The sequence below is a fragment of the Gemmatimonadota bacterium genome, assembly GCA_030747075.1.
Taxonomy (GTDB): Bacteria; ARS69; ARS69; order ARS69; family ARS69; genus ARS69.
In genome coordinates, this window is sequence record JASLLL010000039.1 from 1 (window position 1) to 18446 (window position 18446).

Genomic DNA, 18446 nt, shown 5'->3' on the forward strand with positions numbered 1-18446 from the left:
AAGATCGAAACCGCCGTGGGGCTCGGCGCCGCGGTCATCTTCGTCATGGTCATTACCATGCCGCTCAACTGGCTGCTCCACGAGTTCCTCCTCCGCAAGGGCGCCATGGCCTGGGCCGGGCTCGGGCACCTGGACATGAGCTTTCTGAACTTCATCCTGTTCATCGCCGTCATCGCGGCCACCGTGCAGCTGGTGGAGATGATCCTGGATCGCCTCAGCCCCGCGCTCTACACCGCGCTCGGCATCTACCTTCCGCTGATTGCGGTCAACTGCGCCATTCTGGGCGCGTCGCTCTTCATGGTGGAGCGCAGCTACAACCTCGCCGAGACGATGGTCTTCGGAATCGGGTCCGGGATCGGCTGGGCTCTCGCGATTATCGCGATGGCCGCCATTCGCACAAAGCTCCGCTATTCCAATGTTCCGTCGGGCCTTCGCGGACTCGGCATCACGATGCTCATCACCGGCCTCATGGCGATCGCTTTCTCAAGCTTCGCCGGAATCCGGCTCTAGAGGCGGGGGGGGAAGGTGGAACTGGTCGGCCTGGTCGGACTCTCGGCGCTCATCTTCACCGGGACCATTCTCTTTCTGGTGGTGCTGCTGTCGATCGCGGAGTCGAAGCTCATCAGTTCCGGCCCGGTCCGGATCCTCATCAACGACGACGAAGAGAAGAGCCCCGTGGTGCAGGCCGGATCCACGCTGCTGAATGCGCTCACCGGGCAGAAGATATTCCTGCCGTCGGCCTGTGGCGGGGGCGGCACCTGCGCCATGTGCAAGTGCCAGGTTCTCGACGGCGGAGGAGACATCCTCCCGACCGAAGTCGGCCACCTCACCCGCGCGGAGCAGAAGGAACACTGGCGGCTTGCGTGCCAGGTGAAGGTCAAGACCGACATGGAGATCCTGGTCGCCCCGGAGATCTTCAGCATCAAGAAGTTCGACTGTACGGTCCGCTCCAACGAGAATGTCGCCACCTTCATCAAGGAGCTGATCCTGGACATCGACGATGGCCAGTCGCTCGACTTCCGCGCGGGCGGTTACATCCAGATCGAGATTCCTCCCTATGAACTCTCGTACAAGGAGTTCGAGGTGGAAGAGGAGTACCGCCAGGACTGGGACCAGTTCAACCTGTGGAAGTACCACGCAAAGAACGACGAGACCGTGATCCGCGCCTACTCCATGGCGAATCACCCCGCGGAGGGCCAGCGCGTCATGCTGAATGTGCGCATCGCTTCCCCGCCGCCGGGGCTGGATGTGCCGCCGGGAATCGCCAGTTCGTACATCTTCAACCTGAAGCCGGGCGACAAGGTCGTCGTATCCGGGCCGTACGGAGAGTTCTTCGCGAAGGAAACCGACCGCGAGATGATGTACATCGGCGGCGGGGCCGGGATGGCTCCCATGCGAAGCCACATCTTCGACCTGTTCCACTCGAAGCGGACGGAGCGCAAGGTCACTTTCTGGTACGGTGCACGGTCTCTTCGCGAGATGTTCTACGACGACGACTTCAAGGGCATCGCGGCCGAGTTTCCCAACTTCTCGTACAATGTCGGGCTGTCGGAACCTCTTCCCGAGGACGACTGGAACGGCCCGGTCGGTTTCATCCACCAGGTGATTCTCGACTCTTACCTGAAGGGTCACGAAGCCCCGGAGGACATTGAGTACTACCTCTGCGGGCCGCCGATGATGATCTCCGCCGTCAACAAGATGCTCGACGACCTCGGCGTGGACCCCTCTCAGATCGCCTACGACTCCTTCTAGCCCGGATCCGTGGGGGGGGAGGTCGCGCGGGCCGGTCACGGCCGCCGGGGGACACGAACTCCGCCGGGATGGTTCCGGTACCGCGGGCAGCCGTCGTCCGCAGGGGTGTCGCATACGGTCGGCAGCGGCGCCCGGGTTCGTCCCCGGGTGGGGGGGCGCCCGGTGAGTCAGCGCTCCAGAAACTCGCGCAGGCACTCCAGAGCCGGGCCGCTTCGAATCTCCAGATTGTTGTGACCGGCGCCCTCGACGAGGCACCAGCTTTTCCGCGAAGACCCCGCCGCGTCGAAGAGCTTGCGCCCGAATCGCACCGGGACTCTCTGGTCGAGTTCCCCGTGGATCGAGAGCAGCGGAGCGGTGACATCGCGGATACGGTCCACCGGTTGCGGGCGCAGTTCGACGAGTTCCCTGGACGGGCGAACCCGGATGAGCCAGCGGAGGGCCCACGAGGCATAGGAGTCCCAGGTGCGGATCACTTCCGCCGCGGAGGAGGGAGCGCCTTCGAGGATGAGCCCGTCGACTTCGCGAGCGGCAGACACATGAATGGCCGGGATCGACCCCAGCGAGCGGCCGTAGAGAAAGAGCGGGCCGCCGTCTGCCCGTCTCTCGGCCAGGAAGTCATGCACCGCCACTGCGTCGCTCAGGAGCGTTTCCCTCGTAGGGGAGCCGTCGCTGAATCCGTACCCTCGATAGTCGATGCAGAGCACCTCCAGCGCGAAAGTCTCCGCGAGCCAGTGCAGCCGACCCGCAACGCGATGGGCCCGCTGGCCGTTGCCGTATAAGTAGAGGAGCCCGCCACGACTCTCCTTCGGGGTGAAGAGCCATCCGCGAAGGTGCCCGCCCTCCCCGCCCGGGATGGGGAGTTCGACATTCGTTCGAATGACGGTCTCCGCCGGCATGGGAAGAACCCGCCCGGACGGGTAGAAGAGGTCCGCCTCCTCCACCACCTGCGAACAGGACGCGGCCACCAGCGCGAACGCAGCCACGGAAAGCCACCGGCTCAGGCGAGGGAGGGACGACACCTCAAGAATGTCCGGTGGCAGGAGGGTCTTCTCCGGGCGGGCTGGGCTGCCCGCCGGAACAACATCCGCAGGAGTCCTTCTGATCGGGGCGGCCCCCGCAAGAACCCCGCAGGCGTCGCCCGCATAATAGGGTCCCCGCTGAAAGAAGGAGGACGGCCACCCCGAACAGGAGCACTCCGGCGACAATTTGCATGGAGTCCAGCCTAGACCGGGTGAAGGCGCAGGTCAAGACGGCTCCATTGCGGCGATTTCTTCTGAACTGCCGGGGGGGTTCGGGGGTAGTATGTTCCGGCCCCGGAACCGATTCCGGAAGCCGTCGTCCCATGAATCACCGGAGGGAAGCCCGATGTTCCTATTGTCCGCCCGGCGTCTCGCCGCCCCGGCCGCCGCTTTCGCATCGGTTCTGCTTCTTGCGGGGGTACTCCCGACGGAGGCCGCCCCGAAGGCGCGCGTGGAGCCGGAGACGCTGGAACTCGGCTTCATCGAGGAGGGGCACACCTTCGAGCGGTTTCTCGAAGTCCACAACGACGGTGACGAAGTGCTCATCCTGGAGCGAATCGACACTTCCTGCGGCTGCACCGCGGCGGCGGTGGAGGGCAACAGCGAGGTGCTCCCCGGAGAGTCGCGGCAGGTTCGAGTCGCGTTCGATTCCAAGAGCGTGGACGGGTCCGTAACGAAGAAGGTGACCATTGTCACAAACGACCCGGAGATGGCTCATCATGTGGTACGCCTCAACGCGGAAGTCCATATGCCGGTCAAGTGGGATCCGAAGTACATCATGCTGGATCGCGTTTCCGGCAAGGATGAGATCGTTCGGGAAGTGAAGCTGCTTGCCGACACGGACCTCGGGCTTCGTGTCACCGGCTCGGAGCTGATGGGCGGGCGGCTCCATGATCGAGAGTCCAGCGTCTTCGACTTCGAGCAATCGGAGACCGTGCGGGAGGGCGATCGGGATGCCGTGACCTTCACGCTGCGCATGCGACCCGGGCTGGGTCCGCAGCGCATCTCCGACATCCTCTTCGCGTACACGAACATCGCGGGGCGGGACACGATGAAGGTGCCGATTCGCGGGGAGGTCTCCGGGCGCATCGAGGTGGACCCGGCCTCGGTCTTCATGCGAACGGTGGATTCCGGGCAGGAGACCATGCGCGAAATCTATGTCACGGCGTCCGAGGGCGAGTTCCGCATTCTCGGCGTGGAGCGCGGAGACCTTCCCGTGCAGGTGGAAGTCGACAGCGAAGAGCCGGGCAGTTCCATCATGGTCCGTATCTACTATCTCGCGGAGAAGCCGGGCACGCGCGGGCAGGGGAACATCACCATCCTGACGGACGACCCCGTGCAGGGCCGGATCGATGTGCCCGTGCGGTATCGCGTGCGGGGCACGGCCCGCCAGTGATGAACCGCGCGCTCCGTGAGTCGGTGCTGATTGCGGTGATCGGCGCGGCAGCCGGGCTGGGCGGGAATCTCCTGCGCAGCGAGCCTCTTCCCCTGACGGGTGCGCTCGGGCCTCCGTCGGTTCCGGAAGCGGGCGCGGGCCTGGTGGCCTCCGATGCCTCCGAAGCGCTGGACCGCTGGGACGCGGGCGCGCTCTTTCTCGATGTGCGCTCCGCGGTCCACTTCGCGGCGGGTCACGCGGTGGATGCGCGCTCGCTGCCGGCAGCCGATGCGCAGGATGCCTACTTCTCCGTGCTGATGGACGCCGGGCTCGACCTGCCGCTCTTCGTCTACGGCGCGGGCCCCGATTCCCACGCCGTGCGAAGTGTCGCCGCCATGCTGGGAGAACTGGGCCATCAGGATGTCAGCATCTGGACCCGGGGGCTGGGGGCGCTGGAAGACGCCGGAGTCCCCGTGGACGACGCGCCGTGAAGCCGCGCGTGCTCCTTTCGGATCCCCGGTTTGTCGCGACTCTCCGTGTGCTGCTGGGCGTGCTCTTTCTGGCGGCAGCCCTGCCGAAGATCGCCGACCCGGAGGGGTTTGCGAAAGCCGTGGACCACTACCATCTGCTCCCGGTGCCCGCCGCCCGCGCGGTGGCGCTGGTGTTGCCGCCGGTGGAAGCGATCGTCGGCGTCTGCCTGATCGCGGGATTTGTCGATGCGGGGGCCAGCCTTCTCGTCTTTGCGCTCATGGTCGTCTTCACGGGAGCCGTCGGGTCCGCACTTGCGCGGGGTCTCGACATCAGCTGCGGGTGCTTCGACACCAAAGGCGGCACGCGAGTCGGCGCACGGAAGATCGTCGAGAACCTCCTGCTGTGTGCGGCCGCGTGGACGGTGCTTCGCGGGGATCGGTCGCGGTTTTCTCTTCGCGGAAGGCGCGGTCGCTAGCCGACGAGCGCCTGCGCGGCACGACGGTCAGGTGAGAATCTCCCGGTACGCATCCACCGTCTTCCGGGCGATCGCGTCGGTCGAAAACTCTTCCACGCCGGTCTCCTTTGCGCGGGCGGCCATGCGGGCGCGAAGGTCCCCGTCCGTCAGAAGTCGCACGACGCACTCCGCAAGCGCGGGAACATCTCCCACGGGGCGGATGAACCCCGTCTCTCCCTCGCGCACCATGTCGGGAATGCCGCCCGCGTCCGACCCCACCACGGGGATGCCGACGGCGTGCGTTTCGCTGAGCGCCACGGGCGCGGTCTCTTCGATGGAGGGAAGCAGCAGGAGTGTCGCGTGGCGGTACTCTTCGCGAAGGACTTCGTCGGACACCAGCCCCAGGAGTTGCACGCGATCCGAGAGCCCGCGATCCTCGACGAACCGGCGGACTTCCTCATCGAGCGGAGTGTTCGACGGCGGTCCGAGGAGCCGGAGCGTGGCGTCCGGAACATCGCCCAAGACGCGTTCCGCGATGCGCACCGAGGTCATCGGATCCTTGCGGTGGCGAAGCCCGCCGACGACGAGAATCCGCGGCGGCCCGGGGCGATTCTCGATGGAGAAGAACGCGTCCCCCGCGGGGTTGTTGACCACAAACCGGCGGTAGTGACCCCCGGGGGGCAGCGCGCGCCCCGCGTATCCCGAGGTGATGAACACATTCCGCGTGCGCCGGATCTGCGAGAGCGCGGCTCGTGCGCGGAGCATTCCGCGCATTCGCTTCCACGGCGACGGATGGTGCATGGTGGCTTCCTTCCAGAGGATGCCGTGGAGCGACAGCACAAACGGGAGCCGCGTGTCGAGCCCCGCCGCCGTGGGGAGCCCGAGGCCCTGCGCATGGGCGAGGTCCGGCTGGATCTCCGTGACCACTCCCGCGATCCGCCGCCGTGCCGCGCGCCAGCCGGTGAGTTGCGTGAAGCGTTCCGGGTCGCGCAGGAAGTGGATCGTCGCGCCGTCGCGGGACTCCACCTTGTCCGCGGGCACATCGCCCTGCGAGCAGATGATGTGCAGATCCACTTCCGGGATTCGTCCGAGCCCCTTCGTTAGATAATGCGCGACCGCCGTGACGCCTCCGGGGATGACCTCGGGGTTCACGGGGTAGTTGCAGAACATGGCGACGCGCACGCGGGACTCCTTCTCCGGTTATCCGGTTGGATCGGAAGTGGTGACGGACTTCATGAGCCGTTCGACGGCGGAAGTTCCCGACCAGATCTCCGGTCGGGGAGGCCCCGGGAAGAGGCGTCCCGAGAGGCGACCGAAGCGCGCGCGAAGGGCGGCGTTCGACATCGCGATGGCCGTGGAGACGGACATCTCGCGAAAGAGCGTGCGGCGGCGGATGCGTGGCTGGCGGCCGGGTCGTGCGGTGAGCGTGCCGTCGCGGAGAATCTCCAGCGTGCGCATCGCCGCGAAGAGCGGCCACAGGCAGAAGACGCGTAGTCTCGGCTGCGTGCGCGGGAGGAGCGTCGTGTAGCGAAGTGCATCGTCCAGATCCCGCGCGGCCTGATGCGCCAGTTCCTCCGCCACCGCCAGAACTCCGGCGCGCGAGGGGGCTTCGAGCATCCGCGCGGGCGTCACGCCGTGCCGGGCCAGCATTTCCGCCGGAAGGAAGCACCGGCCGTCGCGCCGGTCCGACGCGATCCCCTTCAGGATGTTCACGAGCTGAAGACCGCGCCCGAAGTTCGCGCCGAGTGCCGTCATGCGGCGGAGCCGGGGTGCATTGGAAGCGGGACCGTCCGGCGTGAATAGACGCGTGAGCATGATCCCGATTGTCCCCGCGACATGGTAGCAGTACTCGTCGAGGTCGCCCGGCGTCTCCAGCGCGAAGAGTCCATTGCGGGTCTTCTCGCGGGAGAGCCGGGACATTCCGCCTGCCGTTTCCGCGACATGGGCGGCGATGGCCTCTCGGCGCCGGTCCGGCAGCGACTCGAAGGCGGCGAAGACCTGGTCGGCGGATTCCATCAGGCGGCGTTCCCGGGGCGTCACCGATTCCAGGAACTGGAGACGCACGGACGGCCGGAGCGTCAGTTCCGTCGCGCCGTCGAGGCGCTCGAGGAAGGCGTCGAAAAGCGAGCCTCGTTCTTCCGGGTAGAGACCGGGCGCGTCTTCCATGGTGTCCACGATCCGAAAGAGCAGGTAGGCCACCGTGACTTCCGTGCGAAGCGGGTGGGGGAGGACACGGATGTTGAGCGCAAAGGTCCGCGAGACGGTCGGCAGAAGCTCGTGGCAGAGGATCATCTGCGGGTTCATGCGGACCTCCGTGCGCGGCGGGAGGACCCCGCGCCGCTCCGGCAGAGGGTAGGCCGGGCGGGGCGTGTCGGCAAGCGGACCCTCGCGCGGGCGGGGAGGGTGCGCTATGCTCCGCGCCGTTCCCCGGTGCCCATCCTTCCCGCGACCCGGAGGTTCGCTCGTGACCGCAGGCCGGATCCCCGTGCGCCGAATCATCACGGCAGCCACCTGTGCGGCTGCCGCAAGCGTCCTGCTGGCGGCGTGGACCGCCCGTGCCGACATTGGCGGGGAGCCCTCGCCCCTCCGTGCGTTGACCAGCGTCCGCATCGTCGCCGGTCCGGGCGCGGAGCCCGTTTCCGGGACGATTCTGGTCCGGGACGGCCGGATCGTCGCGCTGGGCACGATGGTGGAGATCCCCCCCGGAGCGGTCGTTCACGACCTCGGTGGATTCATGGTCTACCCCGGGCTGGTGGAGAGCTACCTGCGGCTTCCCGCGACGCAACCTGACGCCGGGAAGGCCGACGGCGGAAAGGACACCGCCCCCGCCGGACCGAACGCCCGCAACCCGCGCGTGCACGCGGCGCGCCGTGCGGCGGACCTTCTTCCGCTGCCGGACGATCTGCGGGGCGAAATGCGTCGGGCCGGGTTCACGACTGCGCTGGTCGCTCCCGGGGACGGCATCTTCCGGGGCGCGGCGGCCGTGGTCTCGCTCGGTGACGGGGACGCGGCGAGTCGCGTGCTTGTTCCGGAAGCGGCGCAGGTTCATGCATTCGAACACGGGCGCTGGGGCGACCGGACCTATCCGAACTCGCTGATGGGCGCGATCGCGCTCTCGCGACAGTGCCTGCACGACGCGCGCTGGCATCGCGATGCGTGGGCAGCATGGCGGGAGCACGGAGATGAGGCGGACCGCCCCGCGGCATCCGCTGCGCTGGACGCGCTTCTCCCGGTGGCGGAGGGGGCGCGGCCGCTTCTGTCGGAGTCGGAGGATCTGCGGATGCTCCCGCGCGTACTGGACTTCGCGCGCGAGTTCGGCGCGCGCCCGATCGTCATCTCCGGCGCATCAGACGAATACCGCAGGCCCGACCGCGTCGCGGAGTGGCTTGCGGACGCGGGTGCTTCGCTCGTCTTGTCGCTGAACTTTCCGCCCCCGCCCGCGTGGGAGGGCGACGACGAGGAACCGGCCGTCGAACTCGACGCGCTCATTCACTGGGAACGCGCGCCGTCGAACCCGGGGATCGTGGAGCGTGCGGGGATTCCCTTCGCCGCCACGACGCAGGGGCTTCCCGCGCGTGCCGATGTTCGCGCGCGCCTCCGCGAGGCCATCCGCCACGGGCTTTCCGAGCGGGCCGCGCTGGCATCGCTCACGACGGAAGCCGCGCGCGTGGTGGGGCTTGCGGACCGGGTCGGGACGCTGGCGCCGGGCAAGGACGCGAACTTCATCGTGACGGACGGCCCGCTCTTCGCGAAGGGAACGAAGATCGTCGAGACATGGGTAGAGGGCGTGCGCTTCGGCCCGGACCCGGTCCGTGCGCGGGAAGGAGACCTTGCGGCCAAGTGGGATCTGGTCGCCGGAGAGGGCGCGGCGGCGGATTCGTTCCGCGTGCGCTTCCGAAAAGGGGACGAGGGTCTGGAGGGGAAGCTTCTGCCGAAGCGCGCGCCCGGAGAGGACGAGCCCGAAGAAGAGGACGAGGACGACGACGGCGCACCCGGCGCGGGCGGTGGGACGCCGCTGACCGAAGTGCGCCTGATGCGCGGGGTGCTGTCGTTCGGCGTGCCCGCACGCGAAGGCCGCGAGAGGCTTGCGGTTTCCGCACGGCTCGATCGCGGGCGACTCGTGGGGGAGGCGGTCCCGGCGGAAGGCGAACCGCTTCCGCTGCTCGGAGTGCGTGCGCGCTGGACACCGGAGGAGGAACCGGTTGCGCTCCTCTCGGAGGAGGCGCCGTGCTGGCCGCCGGTTGCGGATGTCCCGGCGGCGCCGGAAGCGGTGCTGGTGCGCGGAGCCACTGTCTGGACCTGCGCCGAGGCGGGGGTTCTGGAGCATGCGGACCTTCTGGTCGTGGACGGGCGCATCCGGCAAGTGGGAAAGGGGATCGCCGCGCCGCCCGGCGCGCTCGTTCTTGACGGGTCGGGGCGGCATGTGACGCCGGGACTCATCGACTGCCATTCGCACTCGGACATTTCCGGCGGGGTGAACGAAAGCTCGAACAGCTGCACGGCGGAGGTCGGGATCGGCGATGTCGTGAACCCGCGCTCGAGGGCGATGTATCGCGAACTGGCCGGGGGGCTCACCGTGTCGAGCCTCCTGCACGGAAGCGCGAATGTGATCGGCGGGCGCAACGCCGTGGTGAAGCTTCGCTGGGGTGCGCCCGCGGAAGACTTGCTCTTCGCGGAGGCGATTCCCGGAATCAAGTTCGCGCTCGGGGAGAATGTGAAGCAGTCGAACTGGGGCGACGACTTCACGACGCGGTATCCCCAGACCCGCATGGGCGTGGAGCAATTCCTCCGCGAGCGCTTTCTCGCGGCGGAGGATTACCGGCGGGAGCGCTCGGAGTGGACCCCCGGCGCAGGGACGCGGCCTCGTCTCGACCTTCAACTGGAAGTGCTCGGCGAGATTCTCGACGGGGAGCGACTCGTACACTGCCACTCGTACCGGGCGGACGAAATCATCATGCTGATGCGCGTGGCGGAGGACTTCGGCTTTACGATCGGGACTTTTCAGCATGTGCTGGAAGGGTACAAGTGTGCGGATGAGATCGCGGCTCATGGCGCGGGCGCGTCGACCTTCACCGACTGGTGGTCGTACAAGTACGAGGTGGTGGACGCCATTCCCTACAACGGCGCGGTCATGTGGGAGCGCGGGGTGAATGTGTCGTTCAACTCCGACAGTTCGGAATTGTCCAGGCGGATGAACACGGAGGCCGCGAAGGCCGTGAAGTACGGCGGCGTTCCGGAGGAGGAGGCACTCCTTTTCGTGACGAGAAACCCCGCCGAGCAACTCCGTGTGGACGAATGGGTGGGGTCGCTGGTCCCGGGGAAGCACGGCGACTTTGTGATCTGGAACGGGCATCCGCTTCGCGACGCGACGATCTGCCTGGAGACATGGATCGAAGGCGTGCGCCGGTTCGCGAGGGACGAGGATCTTGTGGCGCGGACGGAAGCGGCGTCGCTTCGCGAGGCGCTTCTGGCAAAGGCGCAGCGCGTGGGAAACCGCCTGGAGCGGGCGATGGGTGACGGACACCAGGCGACCTTCGGCGCGAGGTTCGGGGAGTCGCTTGAGGAGGTGTCCTTGTGGGAGATGGGGCGTGGCGAGTGCGTGGAGACTCGAGCCGTTTGCGAGGAGGAGTGACGCCATGAGAACAGCGATCGTGCGGTGGGGCGTGGCGTGCGGGCTGATCGGGGCGGCGGTCGCCGGAGCGGACGCACGCGTGCCGGAGGCGGTCACGCCGCCGGTGGAGACAGTGCGCGCGGTAGCGATCGTGGGCGGGACGGTGCATCCGGTGGCACACCCGGTGATCGAGGTCGGCGTGGTCGTGATGGAAGGCGGGCGGATCACGGCGGTGGGTGCGGCGGCGGACACGCGGATTCCGGACGGCGCGCGCATCGTTGACGCGCTCGGGTTGCATGTCTGGCCGGGGCTTATCGACTGCCACAGCCGTCTGGGGCTGACCGAGATCGGAAGCGTGCGCGGAACGCGCGACGGAAACGAATCCGGCGGGATGAACCCGAACGCGCGCGCGGAGGTGGCGGTCAACGCGTCATCGAGCCACTTTCCCGTGACCCGTGCGAACGGCACGATGCTCGCCGCGACGGCCCCGTCGGGAGGGCTGGTGAGCGGGTGGTCGGCCGTGATCGCGCTCGACGGCTGGACATGGGAGGACATGGTGCGGCGTGCGCCGCTCGGGCTGGTCGTGAACTGGCCGGGGATGCGATGGAAGCCGAAGCGCGACGGGAAGGACGACACGCCGGAGCGTCCCGACTGGGAGAAGAAGGTGGCGCGGCTTTCGGACATGCTGTCGGAGGCGCGCGCGTATGGAGAGGCGCGCGACCGCGGAGAAGAACCGCGTGCGGCGGACATCCGGTGGGAGGCTCTCGCGCCGGTTGTCACCGGCGAATCGCGCGTGTGGATTGCCGCGACGACGCTCGACCAGATCCGCGCGGCACTGGACTGGACGGCGGCGGAAGGGGTCGGGATGGTGCTGGTCGAGGGGTCCGGCGGGGGGGGCGGTGACGCGTGGCAGTGCGCGGGAGAGCTGGCGGCGCGCGATGTCCCGGTCATCGTGCAGACGACGCGGCAGCCCGCCCACGGATACGAACCGTACGATCTTCCCTTCCGGGAACCCGCGCTGCTCGCGGAGGCGGGCGTGGCGATCGGGTTCGGGACCTGGGGGTCCGCGCACGCCCGGGATCTTGCGATGGAGGCCGCGCGCGCGGTGGGGCACGGGTTGGCCCGGGACGCGGCCGCTCGCGCGCTGACACTGGGCGCGGCGGAGATCCTGGGGATCGCGGACCGATACGGCTCGCTGGAGGCGGGGAAGAGCGCCACGGTCCTTCTGGTGGAAGGCGACCTTCTCGACACCTCCATGCAGGTGCGTCAGGCATGGATCGACGGCGCCGAAGTGGACCTGTCGAGCCGCCATACGCGTCTCTGGCGGAAGTGGAGCGCGCGCCCGCGGTAGGGGAGATTCCCGTTTCCCTGCGGCCCCGGAGTCTGATACAGTGTGGTCGCTGCAACAACATACAGGTCCCCCCGAGGAGAGTGCTTTATGGAATCGGTGGGGAGCCGTGTTCTGTGCATGTTGCTCGTGGGAGGGCTTGTCGCTCTCGCCGCGTGTTCGGAAGATCTCTCGGGGCCGGAGGATGGACCCGGGACGATCACCATCCACCCCTCGCCCGACGGACTGATCGCTTCGTGGACACTCCTGGGTCCATCGGGGTACTTCGTGTCGGGATCCGGTGATCAGACGCTGACAGACCTCTCGCCGGGCAACTATACGGTGACCTGGGTGGCGATCAGCGGCCACACCACACCCCCCGGAGAGACAGTTCTGCTGTTCTCGAATGCCGGCATGACCGTCACGGGCGTGTATGTGGAAGTCGGTGTCGGCACGATCGTCGTCGACCCTTCGCCGGATGAAGTCAACGCTTCCTGGACGCTGACCGGCCCCGAAGGCTTCCGCATGCGGAGCGTGGGAGAGCGGACGGTGCCGGATCTTCTGTCCGGAGAGTACACGGTGGCGTGGGACGCGATGAGCGGCTACTCGATGTCGCTGCCGGAGAGCCGAACCCTGGACGCGGACTCGACGGTGACCTTCGGCGCGACCTATGACCTTGTGGCCATGGAGTTCGTCCTGATTTCCGCCGGGAGCTTCATGATGGGGAGTCCCGGCGCGGAACCCGGCCGCGATTCGGACGAAGCGCAGCACGAGGTGACACTGACGCGGGACTTCTACATGGCCACGCACGAGGTGACACAGGAGGAGTTTCTGGCGGTGCTGGGAACCACGCCGTCGTACTTCTCACGGGGCGGGGGAGAGTGCCCGGTCGAACAGGTCGACTGGGCGGACGCCGTGAGGTTCTGCAATGCGCTTTCCGATTCGGAAGGGCGGACGCGGTGCTACTCGGGGCGCGGATCGGGAACCGTCTGCGACTTCGATGCCGACGGGTACCGTCTCCCGACGGAAGCCGAGTGGGAGTATGCGTGTCGGGCGGGAACGGAGACGGCCCTCTCCATCGGGGAGGCTCGGGAACTGGAGTGCGGGGGCGACCCCAATCTGGACGCCGTAGCCTGGTATTGCGGGAATGCGGGGGGCAGGGCGCACCTCGCCGCGCGGAAGGCGCCCAACGCATGGGGGCTGTACGACATGCACGGCAATGTCTGGGAGTGGTGCTGGGACTGGTACGGGGAGTACGGCGGCCCGGAGGCGGACCCGAAGGGCACGCTGTCCGGCCTGGGGAGGGTGATCCGCGGCGGCAGCTGGTGCTTCGATCAGCGGGATTGCCGGTCCGCCAGCCGGAGTTATGGAGACCCGGACTTCATGGTGAACCGTGTCGGGTTCCGGCCGGTGAGGACGGCGCCGTAGGGGTTGACGCGGATTGTGCCCGGCCGGGTCGCGGGTCAACAGGGGGGAGCACCCGGGTGATGCTACCCTTCCCGCGCCAGTGCCCGATCCACCAGTTCCACCGGGTGCAACACTTCGACCGGTCGGTGGCCGGTTGCTCCGGCGCGGCGGAGTGCGGCCGCGATCTGGATGGCGCAGCCGGGGTTTCCCGTGACGACGATGGAGGCACCGGTCGAGACGATGGCGTCGGCTTTCGCGGCGGCGACCCGGTCGGACATCTCCGCGTGCAGCAGGTGGTAGGCGCCGCCGGCCCCGCAGCATCGGTCGGCGTGCGGTAGCGGCAGGAGCGTCAGTGCCGGGATCGCGCGAAGCGCGTCCTCCACGACACCCGGGTCCACGCCGCGCGCGTGGATCAGGTGGCAGGGCGCGTCGTGGACGACAGAGACCGGCAGCTCCCCCAGCGGCAACGGTTGCGGCGCGCGCGCGAGAAGCTCGAACACATCGAGCACGGGAATCGGCGGGTCGGGATGGGCGAGCGCGGCCGCGCAACCCGCAGCGTTCGTGACGATCGCCTCGACTCCCGCATCCGTGAACGCCGCGAGTGTCTCCTTGCGAAGGCGCGTGGCGTCGTCGGCGTGGCCCGCGTGCCGGTGGATCGCACCGCAGCATGACTGCGCGCGCGGGACGACCACATCCCATCCGGCACGGGTCAGCACACGAATGGTGGCGTCGTGAGCGCGAGGGAAGAGGTCTTCCGCGACGCATCCTCGCAGGAGTCCCACCACACCGACACGGGCGGCAGGGTCGGCGGCGGAGTGCGTGTCTGCTTCGGGGCGGGGACGGTTCGGGCGTGTGGGGACGGTCGGCTGAAGGCGGTGGATGCGGGCGAGTCGTTTCGACACGAGCGGCAGAAGAAGGTCGGCGACGCGCCGCATCCCCGTGCGCTGGTGCGCGCGCAGGAGTGCCGCGAGGAACGCCACGCGGCGCGGGCGCGGGAGGACGCGCCGCAGGAGGAAGCGCGCGAGGCGGGAGTCCATCGGGCCGCCGCATCCCGCGCGGACCTGGTGGGCGCGGAAGGACTCGGCCATCTCGCCCATACGGACACCGGACGGGCACGCGGACTCGCAAGCGCGGCAGACGATGCAAAGATCGAGGTGCGCGCGCGCCACTTCGCCGAGTTCCGTACGGCTCTCCGCCCAGGCGCGCAGAAGGTGGATGCGACCGCGCGGGGAGTCGGCTTCGCGGCCGGTGACGGCGTGCGTCGGGCAGTGCGGGACGCAGAGGCCGCAGTGCACGCAGTCGAGCGTGCGGAGATACGCGCCGAAGCGCTCCCGGGCGGCGTGATCGTCCACGCGGGAGGGAAGTGGAGGCGCGGTCGTCACGAGGCGGCCTCCGTCGCGGCGCCTTCCGTGCCGTGGATGCGTCCGGGGTGGAAGACGCCCGCGGGGTCCAGGACCGCGAGCACGCGCCGGGCGAGGGCGCGGTTCGGGTCGGCGGTGAGGAGGTGGTTCCAGAGCGGGCGACGCTCCGCCGGAAGGTGGTGGAGGACACCGGTGGCCGAGTGCGCGCGAATGAGCCTGGTGAGGCGCGGCAGGGGGTCGTCGACGGCGTCGGGTTCGGTGCGCCAGCGAATGGTGATCAGTCCGGTGAGCGCGTCGGCCGCGAGCGTCACGGGCGCGGGATGGAACGGCGCGAAGACGGCGTGCGCGAGCCGCGTGAACGCGGGAAGTTCCGTCGGGAGGACGCCCGTGCGCACCGTGGCGAGGCCGTCGGTCGGCGTGTCGGGCGAAACATCGGCGAGAAGCGCCAGATGGTCGAGCAGGCGCACGGCTTCGGCTTCTTCGATGGCGTCGGGCGTGGGGGCCTTGCGCTCCCGGAGGAGTTTCGTTGCGGCGGTGTCCTGCCATGCGACCGTGGCGGCGCTGCCTTCGAAGAGCCACGCGACCGCGGGGGAGGCGGGGGAGACCTCGAAGCCGTCGCGGCCGAGGCGCGCGGGGCCGTCGCCGAGGAGTACCTGCAGGAACGCGGGTTCGAGAAGCGCGGCGTCGAGGGCCGTGGCGAACTCCCACGCGGCGTCGGCGGTCGAGAAGGAGGCGATGCGCGCGAGGCGGCGCGCGGGCGTCGGGCGCAGGCGGAAGTTGACGCGCGTGAGGATCGCGCCCGTTCCGTGGGCGCCGGTCAGGAAACGGTGGAGCGCGTAGCCCGCGACATTTTTCACGACCATGCCGCCGGATCGGAACGGGATGCCGCCGCCTCGCACGCCTTCCGTCCCGAGCAGGAACGCGGCGAGCGGTCCGTATCGTCCCCGGCGCGGGTCGGACGGCGCGCGCGCGACGAGTCCCCCGGCGGTTCCGTGCGCGGAGGGGGTCAGCCCGCAGGGGATCTCCTGGCCGTACTCGGCGAGCACGCGACGAAGTTCCGGCAGCGGGACGCCCGCGCCGACGCCGATCGTGTAGTCGTCCGGCTCGTAGTCGAGAATGCGGCCGAAGCCTCGCGTCGGGAGCGTGCGCGCCTCGACGCCCTCCGGCGGCGGGTTCCCGATCCACGCGTGCGCGCCGAGTCCCGTCGGCAGCAGGAGATGCCCGTCGGATTCCGCGGCGCGGACGGCGTCGCAGAGCGCGGAAACGGCGGGGTCGGCGGGGGAGGTCGCGGCGACGGCGCCACCCTCATCGCCCCCCGACGCCGCACCCCTTGCGTCCGGCACGACCTTGCCGGGATTGCAGAGACCGGCGGGGTCGAACGCGCGCTTCACCTTGCGGAAAAGGTCGAGGTCGTCCTCGGAGAAGACGAGCCGCATGAACCCGGTCTTCTCGTTCCCGATGCCGTGTTCGCCGGAGATCGTCCCGCCCGCTTTGACGCACGCCTCCATGATCTCGCGGCCCGCGGCCTGGACGCGTGCGGATTCGTCGGGGTCGCGGCCGTCGTAGGAGATGTTCGGGTGAAGGTTGCCGTCGCCCGCATGAAAGACATTCGACAGCACGACCCCGTGTCGTGCAGCGATGCGATATGTCTCCTCCAGCATCGGCTCGAGTCGCGTGCGGGGCACGACGCCGTCGAGGACATACAGGTCCGTGTTGACACGACCCATCGTTCCGAACGCGGTCTTGCGGCCTTTCCACAGGCGAAGGCGTTCCGCGTCATCGTGCGCGGTGCGGAAGGAGAGCGGAGAGTGCTCGTCCGCGATGGCGCGAATGGCGGCTTCGTCTTCGTCCATGCCCGCTTCGGGACCGTCCAGTTCGACCAGGAGTACCGCCGCCGCATCTTCGGGGTACCCGGCGGCGTTCACGGACGCTTCGATGGCGCGGATTGTGTTGCGGTCGAGAATCTCCATCGCGACCGGCACGATGCCCGCGCGGACGATTGCGGAGACGGTGCGGCACGCGTCGCCCATGCGGTGGTAGACGACGAGGAAGGTGCGGACCGAACGCGGCGCGGGGATGAGACGGACCGTGGCTTCCGTGAGGACGCCGAAGGTGCCTTCGGAGCCGGTGACGAGGCCGGTGAGGTCGTAGCCGGGGGGTTCGGCGTGCGGTCCGCCGAGGCGGACGGTGCGGCCATCGGGAAGGACGAGTTCGACACCGGCAAGGTGGTCGACGGTGAGGCCGAGCTTGAAGCAGTGCGGGCCGCCGGCGTTCTCGGCGACATTGCCGCCGATGGTGCAGGCGGCTTGCGACGACGGATCCGGTGCGTATCGGAGACCGCAGGGAGCGGCGGCTTCGGAGATGTGCGCGTTGAGGACGCCCGGCTCGACGACGGCGAAGCGGTTCGCGGGATCGAGAGCGCGGAGAGCGTGCATGCGGTTCGTGTCGACGACGAGGGCCCCGGCGCAAGGCGTGGCGCCGCCGGAGAGGCCGGTGCCCGCGCCGCGCGGAACGAAGGGCGTGGCGGAGTCGGCGCACCAGCGGACGGCGGCGGCGACTTCGGCGGCGGTGTCGCAGAGCGCGACGGCTCCCGGGCGGGCACGGTGGGTGGGGTGCGCGTCGCATTCGTAGACGAGGAGCTCGGCGGGATCGGTTACGAGCCGGTCCGGCGGATGCGGAGGGCGCGCGGGCGCGTCGGGACGGGGCGTGGGCGGTGTCAAATCTGGAGGAGCGCGTGGATGCGCGGCCCGGCGAGCCCGAACGCGGTGCCCACGACGAGTCCTGCGGCGGCGTCGATCGCGTAGTGGAAGCCGCCGTAGACCGTACCGACCAGAATCCCGGCGGCAATGACGAGCACCCCGCGCGAGAGGCGCGGGACATATCGCCGCGCGACCAGCCAGATGCAGACCGACACGGCCACATGCGACGACGGGAACGCGGTCCCGACGGACGACGCGTTGTGGAGAAGTGCGTGGACAAGCGGCGCGACGGTCCCGGGGAGGCGGTCGGGGGCGAGCGGCCCGAAGAAGTGGAACGGCCCCTGCACGGGGATCACGATGAAGATGCCGTAGCAGAAGAGGATTGTGAGCATGACGGTGGTGACATAGGCGCCGAGGGCCTGCGTGCGGCGGCGGATGTAGATGGGGACCGCGACCAGCGGGAAGAGCGCGAGGTACGACAGGTACGAGAGGTGCAGGAAGTCGGAGAGCGCGGGGCTGGGAAGGAGCGTGTGGAGGATCTGGCTGGGCTGCGCACCGAAGACGACCTGCTCCGCTCCGGAGATGACATCGTCGAAGTAGCGCACGGTCACCAGGCGGTTGAGGAGCTGGAGCGAGTCGTAGAGAAACGGCAGCCCGAACAGCGGGTAGCTCTCGCGGAGGAAGCGAAGGACGCGGTTCGCGGGCCGCGGGAGGTAGCGGAGGAGCGCGACAGCGAGCAGAAGGCCGAAGTGAAGGAGCGCGTAGCGGGCCTTCCCCTCGAAGGAGAGCGGAGAGGCGATGAGGAGCGCGCCCGTGAGCGCGAGATAGCACAGGACGACGAGATCCGCCGGGCGATACGCGCGGGCGCGGCGCGGGGAGGCTCCGGGGCCGGGCGAGGGCCGGCGGAGGGGGCGCCGCGGCCCGGGGAGGTCCGTGAGGCGGGGAAGGCGGCCGACGCCGGGGATGGGTG

The 18446-nt window shown here is 68.9% G+C and carries 14 protein-coding genes; 8 read left to right on the forward strand and 6 right to left on the reverse strand.

What is annotated here, in order from left to right; genetic code table 11:
* Together nqrE and nqrF are read left to right on the forward strand one after the other, a co-directional pair.
* Positions 1–510 (forward strand): NADH:ubiquinone reductase (Na(+)-transporting) subunit E (nqrE, locus tag QF819_10220; protein MDP6803524.1); only part of this gene is annotated, 510 nt, incomplete at its 5' end.
* Positions 511–525: 15 nt separating this feature from the next.
* Positions 526–1752 carry an NADH:ubiquinone reductase (Na(+)-transporting) subunit F gene (nqrF, locus tag QF819_10225; protein ID MDP6803525.1) on the forward strand — a complete coding sequence of 409 codons (1227 nt, stop codon included), beginning with the start codon at positions 526–528 and terminating at the stop codon, positions 1750–1752.
* A gap of 167 nt (positions 1753–1919) precedes the next feature.
* Here nqrF and QF819_10230 read toward each other — a convergent pair whose 3' ends face one another.
* On the reverse strand, positions 1920–2771 hold the full coding sequence (locus QF819_10230) for an alpha/beta fold hydrolase (protein MDP6803526.1): 852 nt from the start codon (positions 2769–2771) through the stop codon (positions 1920–1922).
* A gap of 346 nt (positions 2772–3117) precedes the next feature.
* Here QF819_10230 and QF819_10235 point away from each other — a divergent pair, with 346 nt between their 5' ends.
* From QF819_10235 to QF819_10245, 3 genes are read left to right on the forward strand one after another with little or no spacing between them, the layout of a single operon-like run.
* Positions 3118–4167: a DUF1573 domain-containing protein gene (locus QF819_10235; GenBank protein MDP6803527.1), complete on the forward strand. Its 1050-nt coding sequence runs from the start codon at positions 3118–3120 to the stop codon at positions 4165–4167.
* Positions 4167–4637, forward strand: coding sequence for a hypothetical protein (locus QF819_10240; GenBank protein MDP6803528.1), 471 nt, complete (start codon positions 4167–4169; stop codon positions 4635–4637). Before QF819_10235 ends, QF819_10240 begins: the two co-directional genes overlap by 1 nt.
* Positions 4634–5092, forward strand: coding sequence for a MauE/DoxX family redox-associated membrane protein (locus QF819_10245; GenBank protein ID MDP6803529.1), 459 nt, complete (start codon positions 4634–4636; stop codon positions 5090–5092). The genes QF819_10240 and QF819_10245 overlap by 4 nt, the downstream gene beginning before the upstream one ends.
* Before the next feature lie 27 nt (positions 5093–5119).
* Here the strand turns inward: QF819_10245 and QF819_10250 are convergent, their stop codons facing one another.
* Together QF819_10250 and QF819_10255 are read right to left on the reverse strand one after the other, a co-directional pair.
* Positions 5120–6253 carry a glycosyltransferase family 4 protein gene (locus tag QF819_10250; GenBank protein ID MDP6803530.1) on the reverse strand — a complete coding sequence of 378 codons (1134 nt, stop codon included), beginning with the start codon at positions 6251–6253 and terminating at the stop codon, positions 5120–5122.
* 18 nt (positions 6254–6271) lie between these two features.
* Positions 6272–7375: a squalene/phytoene synthase family protein gene (locus QF819_10255; protein ID MDP6803531.1), complete on the reverse strand. Its 1104-nt coding sequence runs from the start codon at positions 7373–7375 to the stop codon at positions 6272–6274.
* A gap of 160 nt (positions 7376–7535) precedes the next feature.
* On the opposite strand from QF819_10255, the gene QF819_10260 reads away from it, so the two are divergent.
* The 3 genes from QF819_10260 (at position 7536) to QF819_10270 (ending at position 13437) form a co-directional block, all read left to right on the forward strand.
* Positions 7536–10703 carry an amidohydrolase family protein gene (locus QF819_10260; protein MDP6803532.1) on the forward strand — a complete coding sequence of 1056 codons (3168 nt, stop codon included), beginning with the start codon at positions 7536–7538 and terminating at the stop codon, positions 10701–10703.
* A gap of 4 nt (positions 10704–10707) precedes the next feature.
* The gene (locus tag QF819_10265) at positions 10708–12033 is read left to right on the forward strand and encodes an amidohydrolase family protein (protein ID MDP6803533.1); all 1326 of its coding nucleotides are present in this window, start codon (positions 10708–10710) and stop codon (positions 12031–12033) included.
* A 117-nt stretch (positions 12034–12150) separates the two neighbouring features.
* Positions 12151–13437: a formylglycine-generating enzyme family protein gene (locus QF819_10270; protein MDP6803534.1), complete on the forward strand. Its 1287-nt coding sequence runs from the start codon at positions 12151–12153 to the stop codon at positions 13435–13437.
* 62 nt (positions 13438–13499) lie between these two features.
* Here the strand turns inward: QF819_10270 and QF819_10275 are convergent, their stop codons facing one another.
* From QF819_10275 to QF819_10285, 3 genes are all read right to left on the reverse strand, one after another.
* On the reverse strand, positions 13500–14798 hold the full coding sequence (locus tag QF819_10275; protein MDP6803535.1) for a (Fe-S)-binding protein: 1299 nt from the start codon (positions 14796–14798) through the stop codon (positions 13500–13502).
* Complete coding sequence (locus QF819_10280; protein MDP6803536.1) at positions 14795–17497, reverse strand: FAD-linked oxidase C-terminal domain-containing protein; 2703 nt, start codon at positions 17495–17497, stop codon at positions 14795–14797. The genes QF819_10275 and QF819_10280 overlap by 4 nt, the downstream gene beginning before the upstream one ends.
* Positions 17494–18446, reverse strand: a 953-nt coding sequence (locus QF819_10285; GenBank protein ID MDP6803537.1) for a phosphatase PAP2 family protein, incomplete at its 5' end; no start/stop codon positions are given. The genes QF819_10285 and QF819_10280, both read right to left, overlap by 4 nt.

Excerpts from the sequence above, each read along its gene's own strand:
- QF819_10235 (MDP6803527.1), top strand. The coding sequence starts at position 3,118 with ATGTTCCTATTGTCCGCCCGGCGTCTCGCCGCCCCGGCCGCCGCTTTC.
- QF819_10255 (MDP6803531.1), bottom strand. The coding sequence starts at position 7,375 with ATGAACCCGCAGATGATCCTCTGCCACGAGCTTCTGCCGACCGTCTCG.
- QF819_10270 (MDP6803534.1), top strand. The coding sequence starts at position 12,151 with ATGTTGCTCGTGGGAGGGCTTGTCGCTCTCGCCGCGTGTTCGGAAGAT.
- QF819_10240 (MDP6803528.1), top strand. The coding sequence starts at position 4,167 with ATGAACCGCGCGCTCCGTGAGTCGGTGCTGATTGCGGTGATCGGCGCG.
- QF819_10265 (MDP6803533.1), top strand. The coding sequence starts at position 10,708 with ATGAGAACAGCGATCGTGCGGTGGGGCGTGGCGTGCGGGCTGATCGGG.